This window comes from Achromobacter sp. GQ309 (genome assembly GCF_059759315.1).
Genome location: NZ_JCAXDP010000008.1, coordinates 222,289 through 239,169 on the forward strand (window position 1 = coordinate 222,289; position 16,881 = coordinate 239,169).

Genomic DNA, 16,881 nt, shown 5'->3' on the forward strand with positions numbered 1-16,881 from the left:
TCACTGCGCGGCGAGCGCCTGCTCGACCGACGCCATGACGGCCTCGCGCGACGGCGAGGCGCCGCGGTCGCCGAGGCTGGCGGTGTAGTTGGACCCGACCAGGGGGGTGCGCACGGGCGTCGAGGCCCGGTAGATGCCGATCGTGGGACGGCCCAGCGCGGCTGAGAGGTGCGTCAGGCCGCTGTCCAGGCCCACCATCAGGCGGGCGCCGGCCAGCAGCTTGGCCACGGCGGACAGATCCATGCGGGGCATGACCTCGGCCCCCTCCATGCCGGCCACCAGCAGCTGGGCGCGCTCGGCTTCCTGTTCGTTGCCGGCCAGCAGCTTCAACGTGCAGCCGGCCTCGCGCAGGCGGCGGAACACCACGCGCCAGTCTTCCTCGGGCCACAGTTTGTCGTCACGGCTGGCCGACGGCATGATCACCGCATAGCCGCGGTCAGTGTCCAGATGATGCAGCCGCGGCAGCTCGGCGGCGTTCAGACCGCCGCTGCCGACTTCGACGACCGGCTCGGGCGCCTGGGTCGCCTGGCGCGCAAACGCCTGCAAGCCAAAATCGGGCAAGCCGGCATGCTGATAGCCGAACGTCAGCCCGGCCAGCTTGCGCTGACGGATCACCGCGGGCTGCCAAAATTCGACGCGATGACGCACGTTGTAGAACAGCGAGGCCAGCGGCTCGCGCGCGGACCGCCAGTCCAGCCCATGCTTGACGCCCTGCGTCTGACGCACCAGCCACGCCGATTTCAGCAGGGCCTGCATGTCCAGCACTACGTCGTAGCGGACGGCCCGCAGGCGCTCGCGCAGCGCGCGCCGCTCGGCCCGCACTTGGGCAGACCACCACGACTTACGCCAGCGCCGATGCGCGACCTTGATGATTTCGTTGACGGCGGGATGCCACGACGGGATCTCGGCGAAGGCTTCCTCGACGACCCAGTCGATCTGCGCGTCCGGCACGTGCCGGGCGATATCCGTGATCGCAGGCAGCATGTGGACGAGGTCGCCCAGGGAGGACGTGCGAACGATGAGAATTCGTGTGGGCATGGACAAGGATTGGTGCAGGGAGCCGCGCTCGACCCGATGAGAGCAGACACCGATCAACGCAGCCGGAACTTTACATCAACAATGGCAATTGCTGCGCACGCCAGCGCATCCTTTGTCGTGCCGTTCCGGGCAAGCAGGGGCAGGACACCAAATCGGGATTATGACCGCTTCTTTTTCTTCAAGATCATCCACTTTGGCATTCGGAACAAAACCAGGCGGCGGTACAACACGACATACGTCGTCGAGAAAATGCCTGTAAACAGCATCAGCAGCCAGGGATCCTGCCAAAAAAGCACCGCGGGGATAACCGCCAGCGACGAAAGCAGCCACAGGTAAGGCGACGTCATTGAATTACGCTGCGTCTGATGCCGCATTTCACGCGAACCGATGGCCCAGCGGACCAGGCGTTTGTAGATCAGCATATGCAAGTGCACGCCATCCGGCGCGCCTGGCGAGCGCCCTCGGAGGAATTTCTTGCGGTAGATGGAGAAGAGCGTCTCGAACACCGGATAGATGCACAACAGCAGGGGGAACCAGGCGGAGACGTAGGGATGCCGCGCGAGCATCAACACGGACAGTTCACCGATGATGAATCCGAGAAGATATGCGCCACCATCACCAAGGAAAATATGGCCGTGCGGAAAATTCCAGACCAGGAAGCCGATGACGGCGCCCAAGGTGCTCAGGGCAACAATCAGAAGGAAGCGGTCACCCAGGTAAAACGATACGTACGCAAAACCGGCCAATATCATTGCTGACACCACGGCGGCCAAGCCATTATATCCGTCGATAATATTTATCGCATTGGCGGCGCCGCCGATGGCGACGGAAGTAAATACCAGCGAAATCACCCCGAATTGCAGCAGCCAGTCCACGCCAATAATGTCGACACGCGTCACTTCAGCGCCCAATAGATAAAACGCTGCAGCACCCGAGAGCATCGCAAGTCCCAGCCGGACAAGCACTCTCACTCTTTTCGTCAGGTCCTCGGCAAATCCGCCAAGAAAAGCGGGCATGCCTGCCGCAAGCAATAGAACCAGATTCGGGAGTACATCGGGTTCGCGCACGGCGACCAACGCACAAGTCACGCCGGAAGCAACAAGCAGGGACAAGCCGCCGATGCGCGGCACGGGGACAGCATGGTACTTCTGCACCCCTTCAAGATCGTGATCGGCCGTCAGTCCATCGTGCCAGGCGCGGTAGCGAACGATCAGCAAGGTCGAAATGAGCGAAACCAGGAACGCTACGAGGACGTACAGCATGGAAGGGCGCCTAAAAAGTTAGGCGGATTGTAGCGTCAGACGCATTTGTGTAAGGATCGGAAGACTGGCGGGTTTACAAATGGACGGATACGGTGTTCACAGGATAAATGGGGCCTGCATCGACGCCGTCCAAACAGCTAAACTGCGGACCTTTCCTGACGGCAAGAAAGTTCGGGCGACGATTCCGGCGACCCGCTGCCTCGACTCCAGCACCACGACGCATTCCCGAAAATATGCATCCTTTCAAGCCCGCTGAACACGCAAGCCTGCTGCAACTGCCCGAATGGAAGGCATTTTCCGAAGCCGTCCTGGAAGGCGCGTTTTGCACTGACGCGCTGCACCTCGTGCAGGCTGCCGACCTGACCGTTGACTTGAGCGCGCATGTCGACTCGCCCGCCGCGCGGCAGGCCGGCGCCGCCCTGCTCCACGCACGCGGCTTCGACGCCGCGCGCAAGGCCTTGCTGGCGGGCGAGCCTGTCAACATGACCGAGGATCGGGCTGCGTGGCACACGATGCTGCGCGCGCGTCAGCCTATCGCGGAAGTCGCCCACGAACACCAGCGCGTACGCGACTTCGTGCGGGACGCCGATGCGCACGGCAAATGGAAGTCCATCATCCATATCGGCATCGGCGGCAGCGACTGGGGCGTGCGCCTGGCCACAGACGCGTGCGGTGGCTACGGCTGCCGCCGTGACCTCAAGTTCGTCGCCAATATCGACGGCCACGCCATCGAGGACGCGGTCCTGGGCATGGACCCCCGTGAAACGCTCGTGGTGGTGACGTCCAAGTCGTTCACGACGGCCGAGACGCTGGCGAACCTGCGGCGCGCCGTGCAGTGGCTGGCCGATGCGGGCATAGAGAATCCTTACGACCATGTGGTCGCCATCACTGCCAAGCCGGCGGCGGCGGCCAAGATCGGCATTCCCGAAAACCAGACCTTCCAATTCTGGGACTGGGTGGGGGGCCGCTACTCGCTTTGGTCGGCTGTCGGCCTGCCGGTTGCGCTGGCCGTGGGCCTGGACGTGATCGAGGGCATCCGCGCCGGCGCCGCCGCGATGGACGACCACTTCGCCCAGGCCGACATCGCCGACAACGCCCCGGTGCAGCTCGCGCTGGCCGGCATCGCCAACCGCAGCGTGCTCGGCTACGGCTCACTGAGCATTGCCGCCTACGACGCCCGCCTGCAATACCTGGCCCCCTATCTGCAGCAGCTCGACATGGAGTCGCTCGGCAAATCCGTCGATATTGCCGGCCGGCCCGTGGGCGTGCCCACCGGTCCTTCGGTCTGGGGCATGCCGGGCACGGACGGGCAGCACACGTTCTTCCAGTGGCTGCACCAAGGCACGGACGGCGCGGCGGTCGATTTCATCATGTGCCGCGAAGCCGACCATCAATGGGTCGAGGAACACGCCATGCTGCTGGCCAATTGTCTCGCGCAGCGCCAGACGTTGCTGCGGGGCACATCGATCGACGCGGATGAGGCGGCGCTGAAGGCGCAAGGTATGCCGGAAGCCGATGCGCAATGGCTTGCCCGCCACCGCCACCATCAGGGCGGCCGGCCCTCGACGTTGATCGTGCTTCCGCGCCTGACGCCCGAGGCGCTTGGCGCCTTGCTCGCGCTTTACGAGCACAAGGTCTTCGTGCAAGCGCTGGTCTGGGGCATCAACCCTTTCGACCAATGGGGTGTCGAAGCCGGCAAGAAGATGGCCAGCGGCATACTGCGCGAACTCCATGGCGAACCGCAGACGCCGTCGCACGACCAATCCACTCGGCACTGGATCTCGCTGCTGGCAGGCGACCGGCAGGACCGCGACAACCACGATTGACCGCTTGGCCTAGCAGGGTTTTGTCCCCGAGATAGCCAAACCCGCCTTTTGGGCACAGAATGCACATAAAGCGTTTCTACAAGGAGACAGCCATGCGCATTGCCGATGCCCAATGGATTCCTTCGACGCAGCACCAGACATGGGATGCGTTGACCGACCCGCGAGTGTTACAGAAATGCATTCCGGGGTGTGTCGAAGTCGCCATGCGCAGCCCGACCGAATATGCGGTCACGCTGCGCGCCAAGATCGCCGGCATCGACACCGACTACGAAGGCGAGATCCTGCTCTCCGACATGAACGCCCCCGACAGCTGCACGCTGGTGTTCGAAGGCAAGGGGCGCGCCGCCTGCCTGGCGATCGGCACGGCGCAGGTCAACCTGACCACCAAGGACCAGGGCACCCGCGTGGCCTACACGGTGGCTGGCATGGCGGGCGGCAAGCTGGGCGAATGCGGAGAAGGCGTTCTCTTGAAGGCCGGCGAGAAGATCATCGAGAAGTTCTTCGCTTCCTTCATCGACCACATGGCGGCACAGCCGCGGATCGCGCCCCCTCCCCCGCCTCCCGAACCAGAAGCGCGCGGCCTTTCGAATTCACGCTGGTCCTGGATGCTGGTCGTGCTGGTCATCGCGGTTTTCTGGGGATACCACACGTTTTACAAGTGATAACCCTAGGGTGCCGGTGATATCCTTGACGGCATGAATCCGCCGCCGACGCCCCCGCAGCCAGCCACTGATCCCACACGCTCACGACGGGACCTGCTGATGGCGATGGCAGGCGTGTCGGCCACCGTGGTGCTTGCCGCCCTGGATTCCACCATCATCAGCACCACCCTGCCGCGCGTGGCCGAGGCGCTGAACGGCATGGCGCTCTACGCCTGGGTCGGCACGGGCTATCTGCTGGCCACTGCGGCATCCATCCTGATCTTCGGCCGGCTGGGCGACATGTTCGGCCGCAAGCCCTTGATGCTGGTGTCGGTGCTGATCATTGCGCTGGGCTCCATCGCCTGCGGCCTGGCGCAGTCCATGACCCAACTCATCGTGTTCCGCACCCTGCAGGGGGTGGGCGGCGGCATGATGATCGCCACGGCGTTCGCCGCGCCGGCGGATCTGTTTCCCGACGCCAAGCAGCGGGTCAGATGGATGGCGCTGGTGTCCGCGGCCTTTGCCATGGCCAGCGGCATCGGCCCGGTGCTGGGCGGGGCGGCCACGCAGGCATTGGGGTGGCGCGCGGCGTTCTTCATCACGCCGATCGCGGCCGCCGCCGCCTTCTTCCTCTTGGCCCGTTATTTCCCGCGCATCCGGCCCATTCACGATGGCAGCCGCAAGATCGACTGGGTGGGCGCCATCTTGCTCGTGCTGGCCGTGGGCGCGCCGCTGGCCGCGCTGGAGCTTGCTTTCGCCAGCGGCGAACACGCGCACCCGATGCTCGGCCTGACACTGGCGCTGGTCGGCGCTGCCGCCATTGCCATCCTGATTCCGACCGAACGCCGCGTGAAGTCGCCGATCTTCCCGCTGCGCGTGCTGTCCGGCCGCGACCCGCGCCTCTTGAACGTGGCAGCAATGATGGTGGGCGCGGTGATGTTCATCCTGATCTTCTACAGCCCGCTGCTGTTGCAGCAGGTGCTGGGCTACACGCCCAGCCAGGCGGGCCTGCTGCTGACGCCGCTCGTGGCCGCGATCTCGGTCGGCAGCATCATCAACGGCCGCATGTTTCCCAAGCAGACCGAGCCGCAGCGGCTGATGGTGTTCGGCGGCGGCCTGCTGGCCGCGGGATCGCTGATGGTGCTGCTGATTTCACCGGGCACGTCGGCGTGGTGGATCCTGTCCGCCTTTTTCGTCAACGGCTGCGCGCTGGGCTTCCTATTGCCCAACCTGACGCTCTTCATGCAGATGCTGAGCGAGCGGCGCGACGTGGGCGTGGCGTCGGCGCTGGTGCAGACCACACGCGCCATCGGCAGCGCGCTGGGCACTGCCGTGGTCGGCATTCTGATTTCGCACAGCACGGTGCTTTCCGGCGTGCGGACCGGGCTGATCCTGTGTATCGTCCTGTCCCTGACCTGCGCGCTGCTGGCGCACCGGGTGAAGATGAAGAATCTGGTCACGAACCGGAAATAAAGCGTACGCCCGAGACAAATCATGCGTCAACGCAATCTGATGGATTTGCTGCTTCTGGCCGCCGTCTGGGGCGGCTCCTTTCTGTTCATGCGCGTGGCGGTCAAGGAGTTCGGACCCATCGCACTGATCGAGCTGCGCGTCGGACTTGCCGCCCTGTTCTTGCTGCCGGCCGCGATGTGGCGCGGCAAGCTGCCCATCATCGGACGCCACTGGAAGGCGTTGCTGGTGGTCGGCACCCTCAATGCCGCCGTGCCCTTTCTGCTGTACGCCTATGCCGCACAGTCCCTCGGCGCCGGCTTCCTGTCGGTGGCCAATGCGGTGACGCCCGTGTGGGGCGCCGTTGTGGGGTGGCTGTGGCTCAAGGACAGGCTCCCGTGGATGCGGTCGCTGGGGCTGTTCATCGGCTTGATCGGCATCGTCGTGCTGGTCTGGGACAAGCTGAATTTCCAGGATGGCGGCACAGGCCCCGCCGTCCTCGCTGCCGTGTCGGCGCCGGTCTTCTATGGCATCGCGGCCAACTGGACCAAGCGTTTCCTGACAGGTGTCGACGCGCTGGCAAGCGCCACCGGCAGCATGATCGCCGCGTCGCTCGTGCTGTTGCCGCTGGCCATTCCGGCTTGGCCGGAGACGCCGGCATCGGCGCCCGCGTGGATCTCCACCATACTGCTGGCGGTGGTCTGCACCGGTGCGGCTTACATCATCTTCTTCCGGCTGATCGCCAATGTGGGTCCCACTGCGGCCGTGAGCGTGACGTTCCTCGTGCCGATATTCGGCGTGGTCTGGGGCGCAACGCTGCTGGATGAAGCCGTGACGCCGTCCATCGCGATTGGCGCGGCCATCATCCTGGTGGGAACGGCGCTGGCGCTGGGGCTTCTCAAACCCCGTACTTGAGCGCCCGCGTTCAGTACTTGTCCGACGTGCCCGTGAACGCCACGCCAATCCGCAGCAACGCGTAAGACGCCGCATCGATCCACCGCCGCACGAAACCCCGGCGCTGGTAATCCAGCGGCCGGATGAAGCGTCCGCCCTCCCGGATGGCGGTTTCCAGGCGCTCCTGCAGGTCCCAGGCGAACGGCTGGCTGTCGACCACGACATTGGCCTCACGCGCCAGCAGCAGGCTGAAGGGGTCGAGGTTCGATGACCCCACCGTCGCCACGTTGTCGATCACGGCGACCTTCGCGTGCAGGTAGCTCGGCATGTACTCGTAGATCTCGATGCCGTCGCGCAGCAGCTTGTCATACAGCGAGCGCGTGGCGTGATACTGCATCCGGTATTCGACCTTGCCCTGCAACAGCAGCCGCACGCGCACGCCGCGGGCGGCTGCCTTGGCCAGCGCGCGGCGAAAGCGCACGCCCGGGAAAAAGTAGGCATTGGCGATCAGGATGTCGCGCCGCGCGCGCGAGATGCCGAACAGATAGGCACGCTCGAATGTCCTGCGAAAGCGCAGGTTGTCGCGCAGCACCAGCGCGGCGCGCAGCATGCCGCCAGGCGGCGCAGGAACATCGCGCGGCTTGAGCAACTGCAACCGATGCCAGTCGCGCGGATGGCGCCGCAGGCGCGCCCAGTTCAGGCGCACCCACAGGAGATCCTGCGCATGGGCCGCCTGCGTGACGAGCGGGCCCTCGACCTGCACGGCGAAGTCGAAACGCGGACCGGTCAGGCCGTCGGTGGGATCCAGGTCATCGTAGTCGTCGATGACGTTGATGCCGCCGATGAAGGCCATGCGGCCATCGATGATGGTGACCTTGCGATGCAGGCGCCGCAGGCGGCTGCGCGATGGCACGAAACGCGCAAACCAGCGCGGCTCGGGCCGGAAGATGCGGCACTGCGCGCCCGCATTGGTCAGCGCAACGCGCACGCGCTCGCCGTGCAACGCGCTGCCAAAGCCATCCAGGACCACGCGTACCTTGACGCCGCGGCGCGCGGCCGCCGACAGGCACTCCAGCACCTTCGTACCGGTGCGGTCGAGCATGAAGATGTAGGTTTCCAGATGCACGCTGACCGTGGCCGCGTCGATCGCCGCGCACAGCGCGGGAAAGAAGTCGGCGCCGTTCTGGAGCAGACGGATATCGTTGCCCTGCACCCACTCCAGCCTGTCCTGCTCGTCCTTCACGGGAGTTCCAGCTCCGCGAGCAAGGGCGAATGATCGGACAGCTTGGCCCACTCGCGGCCGCGCAGCACCCGGGCGCTGCGCACGGCAAAGCCCCGCTGGTAGATGCGGTCCAGGCGGAACCACGGGAACACGGCGGGAAACGTGCGCGGCGGCGGCGCCAGCAGCCGGGAGCTGCCGTCCATGCCGAGCTGGTTGTTGCGCTCCATGACCGAGACGCCGCTGCTGGGCAAACCGCGCAGGGCGTTGGACAGCCGCTTGACCGAGTCGCGCAGGCGCGGCAGGTCGCCGCCATGGCTGCGCGGGGCATGCGAAAACACTTCGTACAGCCCAAGCTGCTGCACGAACATGGGCGCCAGCCGGTCATTCCAGTCGTTGAAATCGCCGGCGATCAGGATGGGCTCGCCGTCGGGCACCATGCGCTTGATGCGCTCGGTCAGCGCCAGGATCTGGCGGCTGCGGCTGCCGGCAAAGAGGCCCAGATGCACCACGAAGCAATGCACCGCCCGATCGCCCACGTCGATGCGCGCATGCAGCAGCCCGCGTTGCTCGAGGCGATGGTCGGAGATGTCGAGATTTTCGTGGTCGAGGATGGGATAACGCGACAGCAGCGCATTGCCGTGGTCGGTGGCGTGGCGGATGGCGTTGCGGCCATAGGCCACATCCAGCCGCAATGCCGCGGCCAGGGACTCGTGCTGAGCGTCGAGCAGCGACTTCTGCTCGTTGCGGCCCTGGACCTCCTGCAGGAAGACCAGGTCGGGGCGCAGGCCATACAGGCCCAGGCGAAGTTCATTCAGGGAGTCGCGCCGGCCTAGTGCCGAACGGCCCTTGTGTATGTTGTAGCTGACGACTCGGATGAGCGACATGGAAGCAATGGCGCCTTTCAAATCTTGAGAACCGCCGGCCGGGTCCCGGTAGGTCCTCTGGCCAGCCGCCGCCGTGTTTGGCGGCGTTAGCCAGATTACTCCATTTCAGCCGGGCATTCCCATCTTTGCGGCATGCGGTCAGGCCAGACTGACTGATCAGACACTTGAAACCTGCTCATGATTCGGGCGTGGCGCCCAGTGCGGATCGTGCTTCAAGCAGACCGCCGCGGATCCGGCGCTGCCGGTCCGCCAGCGGCCCCCGTGAAGAAGGCCGCCGGGGGGGAGCGCCAACGGCGCTCCGGCGCTTTACGCTTTTTCGACGTTGCGCAGGCGGATGTGCAGCTCGCGCAGTTGCTTCTCGTCGACTTCCGACGGCGCTTGCGTCAGGAGGTCCTGGGCGCGCTGCGTCTTCGGGAAGGCGATCACGTCGCGGATCGATTCGGCGCCGGTCATCATCGTGACGATGCGGTCCAGGCCGAAGGCGATGCCGCCGTGCGGAGGCGCGCCGTACTGCAGCGCGTCCAGCAGGTAGCCGAACTTCTCGCGGGCTTCCTCGGCGCCAATCTTCAGCGCGCGGAACACCTTGCTCTGCACTTCCTCGCGGTGGATACGGACCGAGCCGCCGCCGATTTCCCAGCCGTTCAGCACCATGTCGTAGGCCTTGGCGAAGGCCTTGCTGGGATCGGATTCCAGGAAGTCTTCGTGGCCGTCCTTGGGGCTGGTGAACGGGTGGTGGGCAGCGGTGTAGCGACCGTCTTCCTCGTCGTATTCGAACATCGGGAAGTCGACCACCCACAGCGGCTTCCAGCCGGCCGTGAACAGACCCGTCTTCTTGCCGAACTCGCTGTGGCCAATCTTCACGCGCAGCGCGCCGATGGCGTCGTTGACGACCTTCTCGCGGTCCGCGCCAAAGAAGATGATGTCGCCGTCCTGGGCGCCGGTGCGCTTGACCAGTTCGGCCAGGGCAGCGTCGTGCAGGTTCTTGACGATGGGCGATTGCAGGCCGTCGCGGCCCTTGGCCACTTCGTTGACCTTGATGTAGGCCAGGCCCTTGGCGCCGTAGATGCCGACGAACTGGGTGTAGGCGTCGATCTCGCTGCGCGACATTTCGGCGCCACCGGGCACGCGCAGGGCGACCACGCGGCTGCCGGGCGCCGTGGCGGCGGCGGCAAACACCTTGAAGTCCACGTCGCGCATGACGTCGGTGATATCGGTGAACTCGAGCTGCACACGCAGATCGGGCTTGTCCGAGCCGTAGCGGCGCATCGCTTCGGTCCACGGCATGATCGGGAACGGCGACGGCAGGTCGACGCCCTGCACCACCTTGAACACGTGGCGGATCAGGTTTTCGAAGATTTCACGGATTTCGAATTCGTTCAGGAACGAGGTTTCGCAATCGATCTGGGTGAATTCCGGCTGACGGTCGGCGCGCAGGTCTTCGTCGCGGAAGCACTTGGTGATCTGGTAGTAGCGGTCAAAGCCCGAGACCATCAGCATCTGCTTGAAGAGCTGCGGCGATTGCGGCAGCGCGAAGAAGTGGCCGGCGTTCACACGCGAGGGCACCAGGTAGTCGCGCGCGCCTTCCGGCGTGCTCTTGGCCAGCATCGGCGTTTCGATGTCGATGAAGCCCAGCTCGTCCAGGAACTTGCGGGTTTCGATGGACACGCGGTAGCGCAGCATCAGGTTGCGCTGCATCTGCGGACGACGCAGGTCCAGCACGCGGTGCGTCAGGCGGGTGGTTTCCGACAGGTTGTCGTCATCCAGCTGGAACGGCGGCGTGACCGACGCGTTCAGGATCTCGACTTCCTTGCAGAGCACTTCGATTTCGCCGGAGGCCAGTTCAGCGTTGGCCGTGCCGGCCGGACGCTCGCGCACGAGGCCGGTGACGCGGACGCAGAATTCATTGCGCAGGCGCTCGGCGGTGGCGAAGGCGGCGTTGTCCGGATCGAACACGATCTGCGCCAGGCCCGCGCGGTCGCGCAGGTCGATGAAGATGACCCCGCCGTGGTCGCGGCGGCGGTTCACCCAGCCGTACAGGGTGACGGTCTGGCCGAGATGGTCACGGCAAACCTGGCCGGTGTAGCAGGTACGCATGCGGGATGACTCCGTTTTGTGCTTGGTGTGTAAGGGTTACGAATCGGCGCGGGGTGCGTCCTGCACGCCCGGCGCCGGAGAGAGCGCAGCCGGCCGGACCACGGGCGTTGCCCCCGGGACCGGGGCGACCACGCCCATGGAAACGATGTACTTCAAGGCCGCGTCCACGCTCATCTGAAGGTCGACAACCTCGGCGCGAGGCACCATCAGGAAAAAGCCGGATGTGGGGTTGGGGGTCGTCGGCACGTACAGGCTGATGTGGTCGCCAGGCAGGCTGGCGGCCACTTCACCGCTGGGCGTGCCGGTGACGAAAGCGATGGTCCAGGCGCCTGCCCGCGGATACTGCACCAGCACCGCGCGGCGAAACGCCTGGCCGTTGGGGGCAAGCACGGTATCGCTGACCTGCTTGACCGAGTTGTAGATGGAACGCACGAGCGGGATGCGGCCCAGCAGGCTTTCCCACTGGTCGACCATGGTGCGGCCGATCAGGTTGGCGGCGAAGACGCCCGTCAGAAGCACCACCACGATCACGAGGGCGAAGCGGAAACCGGGAATGTCCAGTCCGAACAGCGATTCGGACGACAGGAAGCCGGGCACGAACCCTTCAAGGGTGGCGACCAGCAGTCCCAGTACCCACACCGTGATGACCAGGGGAACCCAGATCAGCAGCCCGGTGATGAAGTACTTCTTGATGACGCGCATCCGCATCGCGATGCGCTCTAGGAAGCGGCGCTGCCGGCAGCAGGCGTCGCCGGGGCGGGGGCTGCGGCAGGCGCGGCAGCCGGCGCGGCGGCGGGCGTGGCGCTTTCAGCGGAGGCCGGGGCGGCGCCCGGGCTGCTGCTGTTGGCGCCGCTGCTGCTGTTACTGCTGCCGTTGTTACGGAAGTCCGTGACATACCAGCCGGAGCCCTTGAGCTGGAATCCAGCCGCGGTCACCTGCTTGGAAAACGTGCTGTGGCCGCATTCGGGGCAAACCGAAAGCGGCGCGTCGGAAATCTTCTGCAAGACGTCTTTGGCATGGCCGCAGGCGCTGCACTTATAGGCGTAGATGGGCATCGAGGGCTCCCAGGCGCAAGCCCGGCATATCAAATTCCGCCTGCTGCCGCGCGCGGGCGCAAGGCTCGGCGGCTGGGCAAGGCCGGAAAAATACGGGAAAGTCTTGAATTTTAGCGGTTTTTCATAAAGCGTCGGTGTCCGCCCCACCCTGCCGGCCGCAAGCCGGCGCGCGGGGCACGGCCTGCCCGGTGCGGGCGGCCTTGCCCTACACGGGAAGCAGGAACATCACGGCGGCCACCAGGGTCGGTCCCAGGGCGCACAGGAACAGGCGCCCGGACGAAATGCTGCCATCCGGGAAATGGTTCTTCAGGATCGCGAAACCGGCCGGATTGGGCGCGTTGGCGATCACCGTCAACCCGCCGCCCGTGACCGCGCCGGCCACCAGCATGTAGCGCCAGGCCTCGCTGGTGCCTTCCACGAGCGACCCCAGATAGGTGAGCGCCGCGTTGTCGGTGATGGCCGTCAGGGCCGTCGCGCCCCAGAACAGGACGAAGGGCTCCAGCCCGCCGAGCAGTCCCTGCAGCCACCACTTCTGCAATCCGCCCAGCACCACGAGACCGGCCAGGAAGAAGCCGACCATCAGGCCCTCCTTGATCATCAGGCGGTCCTGGTGCCGCTTGTAGGCCTCGGAAAAGCCGATGAACATCATCAAAAGGCCCAGGAAGATGGCCGGATGGTGCGCGGTCAGCACGATGGCGACCAGGAACACCAGGTGCACCAGAATCACGATGGCGGGCACCGGCGCGCGCTTGCCGGCGCCCTCCGGCGCATCGACGCCGCCGCGCGTGCCCACCGCGCCTTCGAGCAGCGCCTTTCGGCAGATGAACGTCAGCAGGCCCGCATTCAGGCACACCGCCAGCGCCGCGCGCCAGCCGAAGTGCTGCAGCATGAAGGCCGAATCCCAGCCGAACGTGCCCGCCACCATCAGGACGGGCGGCGCGGCGTAGGACGTGAGCACGCCGCCGATGGACACGTTCACGAACAGCACGCCCAGCGTCAGATACTTGAACCCGGCCCGGCCGCTGCTGCGAAAGTACGCGTCGCGCAGCAGGATGGCGGCCAGCGTCATCGCGGCGGGTTCGGTGATGAACGAGCCGCCCAGCGGCACCAGGGCCATCACCACGAAAAAGGTCGAGAGCTCGCGCGGCATGGGCAGCGCCCGCGCCACGATGCGGACCAGCAGCCCCACCAGCTCAAGAATCGGCCGGCTGGCCGCCACCACCATGATGACAAAGACGAACAGCGGCTCCGTGAAGTTGCGCGTGTCCATGTAATCGATGGCGGCCGACGGCCCGGCCAGCGCGGCCATGGTCACGATCAGCGCGAAGGCCCACACGCCAAAGACGGCCTCGACCTCGGAAAACAGATGCCAGAAGCCCGCGTGCGGCCCGCCCCGATGCGCCAGGCGCGCAAAGAAGGGAACCGAAAAGGTGTGGAGGACCGCCACGGCAAACAGGATGGTGGCGATGACCTCTAGCGTCTGGGGCATTTGCGGCAATTCCTATGACGCCCGGCGGAGGGGTGTTCCGGCGGGCTTGTCGGACAAGCGTCGCAATATAGCCCAGCGGCTGGCCGGTGTAACGCAGGGTCAACACTGATCCCTGCCGCCTTTTCTACGCGATCGGGGCCGGCGGTTCGGCGCCCGCCTGAGCCGCCTTCATCTCCATCAGCAGGCTGTGCAGCATCTCGGTGGACAGGCCGTGCAGCACCAGCCGGTAGCCTGCACGCAGCGTGGACATGGGCACCAGCGGATGGCTGTTGTTGACCAGGATCAAGTGCTGCGGCGCGCCCAGCAGCTTGGCCGCATAGATGCCCACGGTCTCATCGAGCTGCAGCGAATTGGCCGCGCGCCAGAAGTCGTTGTCGGTCAGCAGCAGTTGATACAGCGGCGTGAACAGCTCGATGGCGCTTTGCAGGTCCAGGAAATTCAGCTTGCCTTGCGGCATGTCCTCCAGCCGGATCGGCGGGTCGCGCAGCATGGAAAAGTCCACGGTCTGCGGCGCGTGCATTTCCACACCCGCATCGCGCAGCGCCTGGTTCAGCCGGATGACGAAGTTGAAGAGGTTCAGATCGTGCTTGACGAACAGATCGTCCTTCAGGTCGTCGATCGTCATCGGCTCGAGCGGCGTGGTGCTGACGGGCACCGGCGAGTTCGCCGCGATGAAGGCCAGCGCCTGCGCCCCAAGGTGAAAGTGCCGCAGGATCAGCCAGTTGGCCTCGGGCGACACGAACCGTTTCAGGCCCCACGCCAGCATGCGATGCAGGACGCGGGAATGCGACCAGCGGCGCGGCAGGAACGTCTTGACGACCTGGATCAGGATGATGAAGGCCCGCGCAAGCGGCCGCAAGAACGGCAGCAGGTACTGGCGCGACGCGCAGCTGGAATCCGTCAGCCAGGCCTTCTTGACCTTGTCGGGCAGCGGCGTGCTGCGGTCCAGATACAGCGCCAGCCAGGGGCTCGGGTCCGCGGGATCGTGTTCCCGGGCAAGGAATTCGGGCTCCTTGTTCATGCCGCGTCCGCCTCCATCACGTGATGAAACTGCATCAGGTAGAGCGCCGCCGTGCGGCGCGCGGTGTCGACGATGCGTTGCTCGGCACGGCCGTCCTCGTCGCAATCGAGCGCCAGCTCCACAGCCGACAGCCAGCGCGCCAGATGGTGCTCGTCGTTGTGGCCGTGGTATTCCAGGAAGCGGAAGGCGTCGGGCGGCAGCTTCAGGCTGGCCTTGAGCAGCGGCAGCAGCGCCGGCACGATGCGCTGCCCCGTGCCTTCGATGATGTAGATGGCGCCCAAAAGGCCGATCGGATCGCGCGTGGCGGCCAGGCTGTGCAAGTAGGCATTGAGCGCCTCGCCGCCGGGATTGCGGCGCAGGGCATCAATGCTGTCCACCGTGCCGCCCGCGGTGCGGTAGTCGTCGAACAATATCTGGAAGTCGTTCTGCTCTTCGCCCGCGTGCATGTCGATCAGCGCGGCCAACGGCGCGTACTGCTCGGTCAGCGACGCGGCGCCCTCGCGCATCCACTTGCTGCCTTCACGCACCTGCGGAATCCAGTTCTCCATCCACGTCAGGTAATCCGTGGTCTGGAATTGGCGGTTGCGCAGGCGGCGGACCACCGGCGTGCGCCACACGCGCGAGCGGTAGTCGTGCCAGATCGCCGCAAGTTCGGTCAGAAGCTGGCCCAGGCCTTGCGGCGCCATGTCGGGATCGTGCGGCGGCGCGATCGCGTCGGCGTCGGCGGACGCCGCGTCTTCGCGCGCAGCGACGCCCGGCGTAGCGACGCCAGGAGTAACGACGCCAGGAGTAACGACGCCCGGAGTGGCGGCGCCCGACACGCCTGCGGCCACCGCCGGCTGGGCGTGCACCGCTTCGGCTTCCAGCAGCATGTAGGCCGCCATGAAGCGCCCGGATTCGGGGATGTAGCAGAAGATCTGTTCGCCCGGCTTGACCTCCCGCGTCTCCAGGAACTCGGCCAGCATGATCATGATGGAGGCGGCGCCTGTGTTGCCGCGCCACGCCAGGTTGCTAAACCAGCGCTCGCGCGGGATCACCAGGCCGGCCTTCTCCATCAGGTCTTCCACGACCGGGATGAATTTTTCCGATGAGTAATGGCACAGGAAGTGATCGACCTGGCCCGGATCCACCCAGCCGTCGCGCACCAGCTTGGCGTACTCGTGGATGCCGATGTCGAACAGATGCGGCAACAGGCGGATGTCCTGGCGCAGCGACAACGCACCATCGGCCTCGGCCTCGTTCCAGGACGGGTAGTCCAGATGCCCCTTGCTCCGGTCGGCCGACAGCCCCAACTGCATGCACACCGGATAGTCGCCGGAGAACGAGCGCTGATGCACCCACTTCAAGCGCAAGCGCACGCCCTGCGACGCGCCGGGCAGCGGCCGCTGGCCATTTCCCAGCAGCACCGCACCGGCGCCGTCCGACAGCATCCAGCGCAGGAAATGCGCGTCGAAGTCGGCGTCGTAGCCGCGCGCAGCAAAGCGCGAGCGCTTGAACAGGCGCGACGGCAGTTCGCTGGCCACGGCCAGCGCGCTGGCATGCGCGCCCAACTCGACGCCTTGCGCGGCCGCCTGGATCGCCGACACGCCCGCGGCGCAGATGCCATGCACTGACAGCGTCTCCATCGGCGGCGCGGCCAGCTCGCCCTGGATCATGTTGGAAAAGCCCGGCATCAGCGCATCGCCGCCTGACGAGCCGCTGGCCAGCAACGATACGGCCGACAGGTCGGTGTCATGGCGCCGCAGGCAATCGCGAATCGCGTTGGCTGCAAGCTGCGCATTCGAGAACACGGTCGCGCCATCCCGATCGATCGCGTAGTAGCGTTGCTTGATGCCGTTCTCGGCCAGGATGCGGCTCTTGATCCGGCTGGACATGCGGTTCAGCGGCGCGATGTAGTCGTCCATGGCTTCGCTGGACACGGGCTCGCCCGGCATGAAATAGCCGGCGCTCTCCAGGTAGACACGATGAAACGCAATGGGCATGACGGATCTCTGGTTGGGAAATGG

The 16,881-nt window shown here is 65.7% G+C and carries 14 protein-coding genes; 4 read left to right on the plus strand and 10 right to left on the minus strand.

Annotated features, from left to right (window positions below):
* On the minus strand, positions 1-1,038 hold the full coding sequence (waaC, locus tag AC6CIE_RS24105; RefSeq protein ID WP_175136889.1) for a lipopolysaccharide heptosyltransferase I: 1,038 nt from the start codon (positions 1,036-1,038) through the stop codon (positions 1-3).
* A 158-nt stretch (positions 1,039-1,196) separates the two neighbouring features.
* On the minus strand, positions 1,197-2,300 hold the full coding sequence (locus AC6CIE_RS24110; RefSeq protein ID WP_175185891.1) for an MraY family glycosyltransferase: 1,104 nt from the start codon (positions 2,298-2,300) through the stop codon (positions 1,197-1,199).
* Positions 2,301-2,533: 233 nt separating this feature from the next.
* Here AC6CIE_RS24110 and pgi point away from each other — a divergent pair, with 233 nt between their 5' ends.
* The 4 genes from pgi (at position 2,534) to AC6CIE_RS24130 (ending at position 7,131) form a co-directional block, all read left to right on the plus strand.
* Positions 2,534-4,126 carry a glucose-6-phosphate isomerase gene (gene pgi / locus AC6CIE_RS24115; RefSeq protein ID WP_498094326.1) on the plus strand — a complete coding sequence of 531 codons (1,593 nt, stop codon included), beginning with the start codon at positions 2,534-2,536 and terminating at the stop codon, positions 4,124-4,126.
* A gap of 92 nt (positions 4,127-4,218) precedes the next feature.
* Complete coding sequence (locus tag AC6CIE_RS24120; protein ID WP_175124869.1) at positions 4,219-4,788, plus strand: SRPBCC family protein; 570 nt, start codon at positions 4,219-4,221, stop codon at positions 4,786-4,788.
* A 99-nt stretch (positions 4,789-4,887) separates the two neighbouring features.
* Complete coding sequence (locus AC6CIE_RS24125; RefSeq protein ID WP_191577564.1) at positions 4,888-6,240, plus strand: MFS transporter; 1,353 nt, start codon at positions 4,888-4,890, stop codon at positions 6,238-6,240.
* Between the two features lie 21 nt (positions 6,241-6,261).
* A complete protein-coding gene (locus AC6CIE_RS24130) occupies positions 6,262-7,131 on the plus strand; it encodes a DMT family transporter (protein ID WP_218342522.1) in 870 nt (289 codons plus the stop codon).
* 10 nt (positions 7,132-7,141) lie between these two features.
* Here AC6CIE_RS24130 and clsB read toward each other — a convergent pair whose 3' ends face one another.
* The 8 genes from clsB to AC6CIE_RS24170 all read right to left on the minus strand — a co-directional run bounded on the left by clsB (position 7,142) and on the right by AC6CIE_RS24170 (position 16,857).
* Positions 7,142-8,353 carry a cardiolipin synthase ClsB gene (gene clsB / locus AC6CIE_RS24135; protein ID WP_175136895.1) on the minus strand — a complete coding sequence of 404 codons (1,212 nt, stop codon included), beginning with the start codon at positions 8,351-8,353 and terminating at the stop codon, positions 7,142-7,144.
* Entirely contained in the window at positions 8,350-9,216 is an 867-nt protein-coding gene (locus tag AC6CIE_RS24140) for an endonuclease/exonuclease/phosphatase family protein (protein ID WP_175124739.1), read from the minus strand. The genes clsB and AC6CIE_RS24140 overlap by 4 nt, the downstream gene beginning before the upstream one ends.
* Before the next feature lie 306 nt (positions 9,217-9,522).
* On the minus strand, positions 9,523-11,310 hold the full coding sequence (gene aspS, locus AC6CIE_RS24145) for an aspartate--tRNA ligase (protein ID WP_175124740.1): 1,788 nt from the start codon (positions 11,308-11,310) through the stop codon (positions 9,523-9,525).
* Between the two features lie 36 nt (positions 11,311-11,346).
* Positions 11,347-12,012 (minus strand): DUF502 domain-containing protein, encoded by a 666-nt coding sequence (locus AC6CIE_RS24150; RefSeq protein ID WP_370632979.1) that lies wholly within the window; start codon positions 12,010-12,012, stop codon positions 11,347-11,349.
* Positions 12,013-12,029: 17 nt separating this feature from the next.
* Positions 12,030-12,365, minus strand: coding sequence for an FmdB family zinc ribbon protein (locus AC6CIE_RS24155; RefSeq protein WP_498094330.1), 336 nt, complete (start codon positions 12,363-12,365; stop codon positions 12,030-12,032).
* Between the two features lie 205 nt (positions 12,366-12,570).
* Positions 12,571-13,854, minus strand: coding sequence for a putative Na+/H+ antiporter (locus AC6CIE_RS24160; RefSeq protein WP_286891842.1), 1,284 nt, complete (start codon positions 13,852-13,854; stop codon positions 12,571-12,573).
* A 124-nt stretch (positions 13,855-13,978) separates the two neighbouring features.
* Positions 13,979-14,875: a DUF6999 family protein gene (locus AC6CIE_RS24165; RefSeq protein WP_498094332.1), complete on the minus strand. Its 897-nt coding sequence runs from the start codon at positions 14,873-14,875 to the stop codon at positions 13,979-13,981.
* Complete coding sequence (locus AC6CIE_RS24170; RefSeq protein ID WP_498094334.1) at positions 14,872-16,857, minus strand: iron-containing redox enzyme family protein; 1,986 nt, start codon at positions 16,855-16,857, stop codon at positions 14,872-14,874. The genes AC6CIE_RS24165 and AC6CIE_RS24170 overlap by 4 nt, the downstream gene beginning before the upstream one ends.
* Positions 16,858-16,881 lie beyond the last annotated feature (24 nt).

Bases quoted from the DNA above. Each gene is read 5' to 3' on its own strand.
- waaC (WP_175136889.1), bottom strand. From the start codon at position 1,038: ATGCCCACACGAATTCTCATCGTTCGCACGTCCTCCCTGGGCGACCTC.
- AC6CIE_RS24110 (WP_175185891.1), bottom strand. From the start codon at position 2,300: ATGCTGTACGTCCTCGTAGCGTTCCTGGTTTCGCTCATTTCGACCTTG.
- pgi (WP_498094326.1), top strand. From the start codon at position 2,534: ATGCATCCTTTCAAGCCCGCTGAACACGCAAGCCTGCTGCAACTGCCC.
- AC6CIE_RS24120 (WP_175124869.1), top strand. From the start codon at position 4,219: ATGCGCATTGCCGATGCCCAATGGATTCCTTCGACGCAGCACCAGACA.
- AC6CIE_RS24125 (WP_191577564.1), top strand. From the start codon at position 4,888: ATGGCGATGGCAGGCGTGTCGGCCACCGTGGTGCTTGCCGCCCTGGAT.
- AC6CIE_RS24130 (WP_218342522.1), top strand. From the start codon at position 6,262: ATGCGTCAACGCAATCTGATGGATTTGCTGCTTCTGGCCGCCGTCTGG.
- AC6CIE_RS24140 (WP_175124739.1), bottom strand. From the start codon at position 9,216: ATGTCGCTCATCCGAGTCGTCAGCTACAACATACACAAGGGCCGTTCG.
- aspS (WP_175124740.1), bottom strand. From the start codon at position 11,310: ATGCGTACCTGCTACACCGGCCAGGTTTGCCGTGACCATCTCGGCCAG.
- AC6CIE_RS24150 (WP_370632979.1), bottom strand. From the start codon at position 12,012: ATGCGCGTCATCAAGAAGTACTTCATCACCGGGCTGCTGATCTGGGTT.
- AC6CIE_RS24155 (WP_498094330.1), bottom strand. From the start codon at position 12,365: ATGCCCATCTACGCCTATAAGTGCAGCGCCTGCGGCCATGCCAAAGAC.
- AC6CIE_RS24160 (WP_286891842.1), bottom strand. From the start codon at position 13,854: ATGCCCCAGACGCTAGAGGTCATCGCCACCATCCTGTTTGCCGTGGCG.
- AC6CIE_RS24165 (WP_498094332.1), bottom strand. From the start codon at position 14,875: ATGAACAAGGAGCCCGAATTCCTTGCCCGGGAACACGATCCCGCGGAC.
- AC6CIE_RS24170 (WP_498094334.1), bottom strand. From the start codon at position 16,857: ATGCCCATTGCGTTTCATCGTGTCTACCTGGAGAGCGCCGGCTATTTC.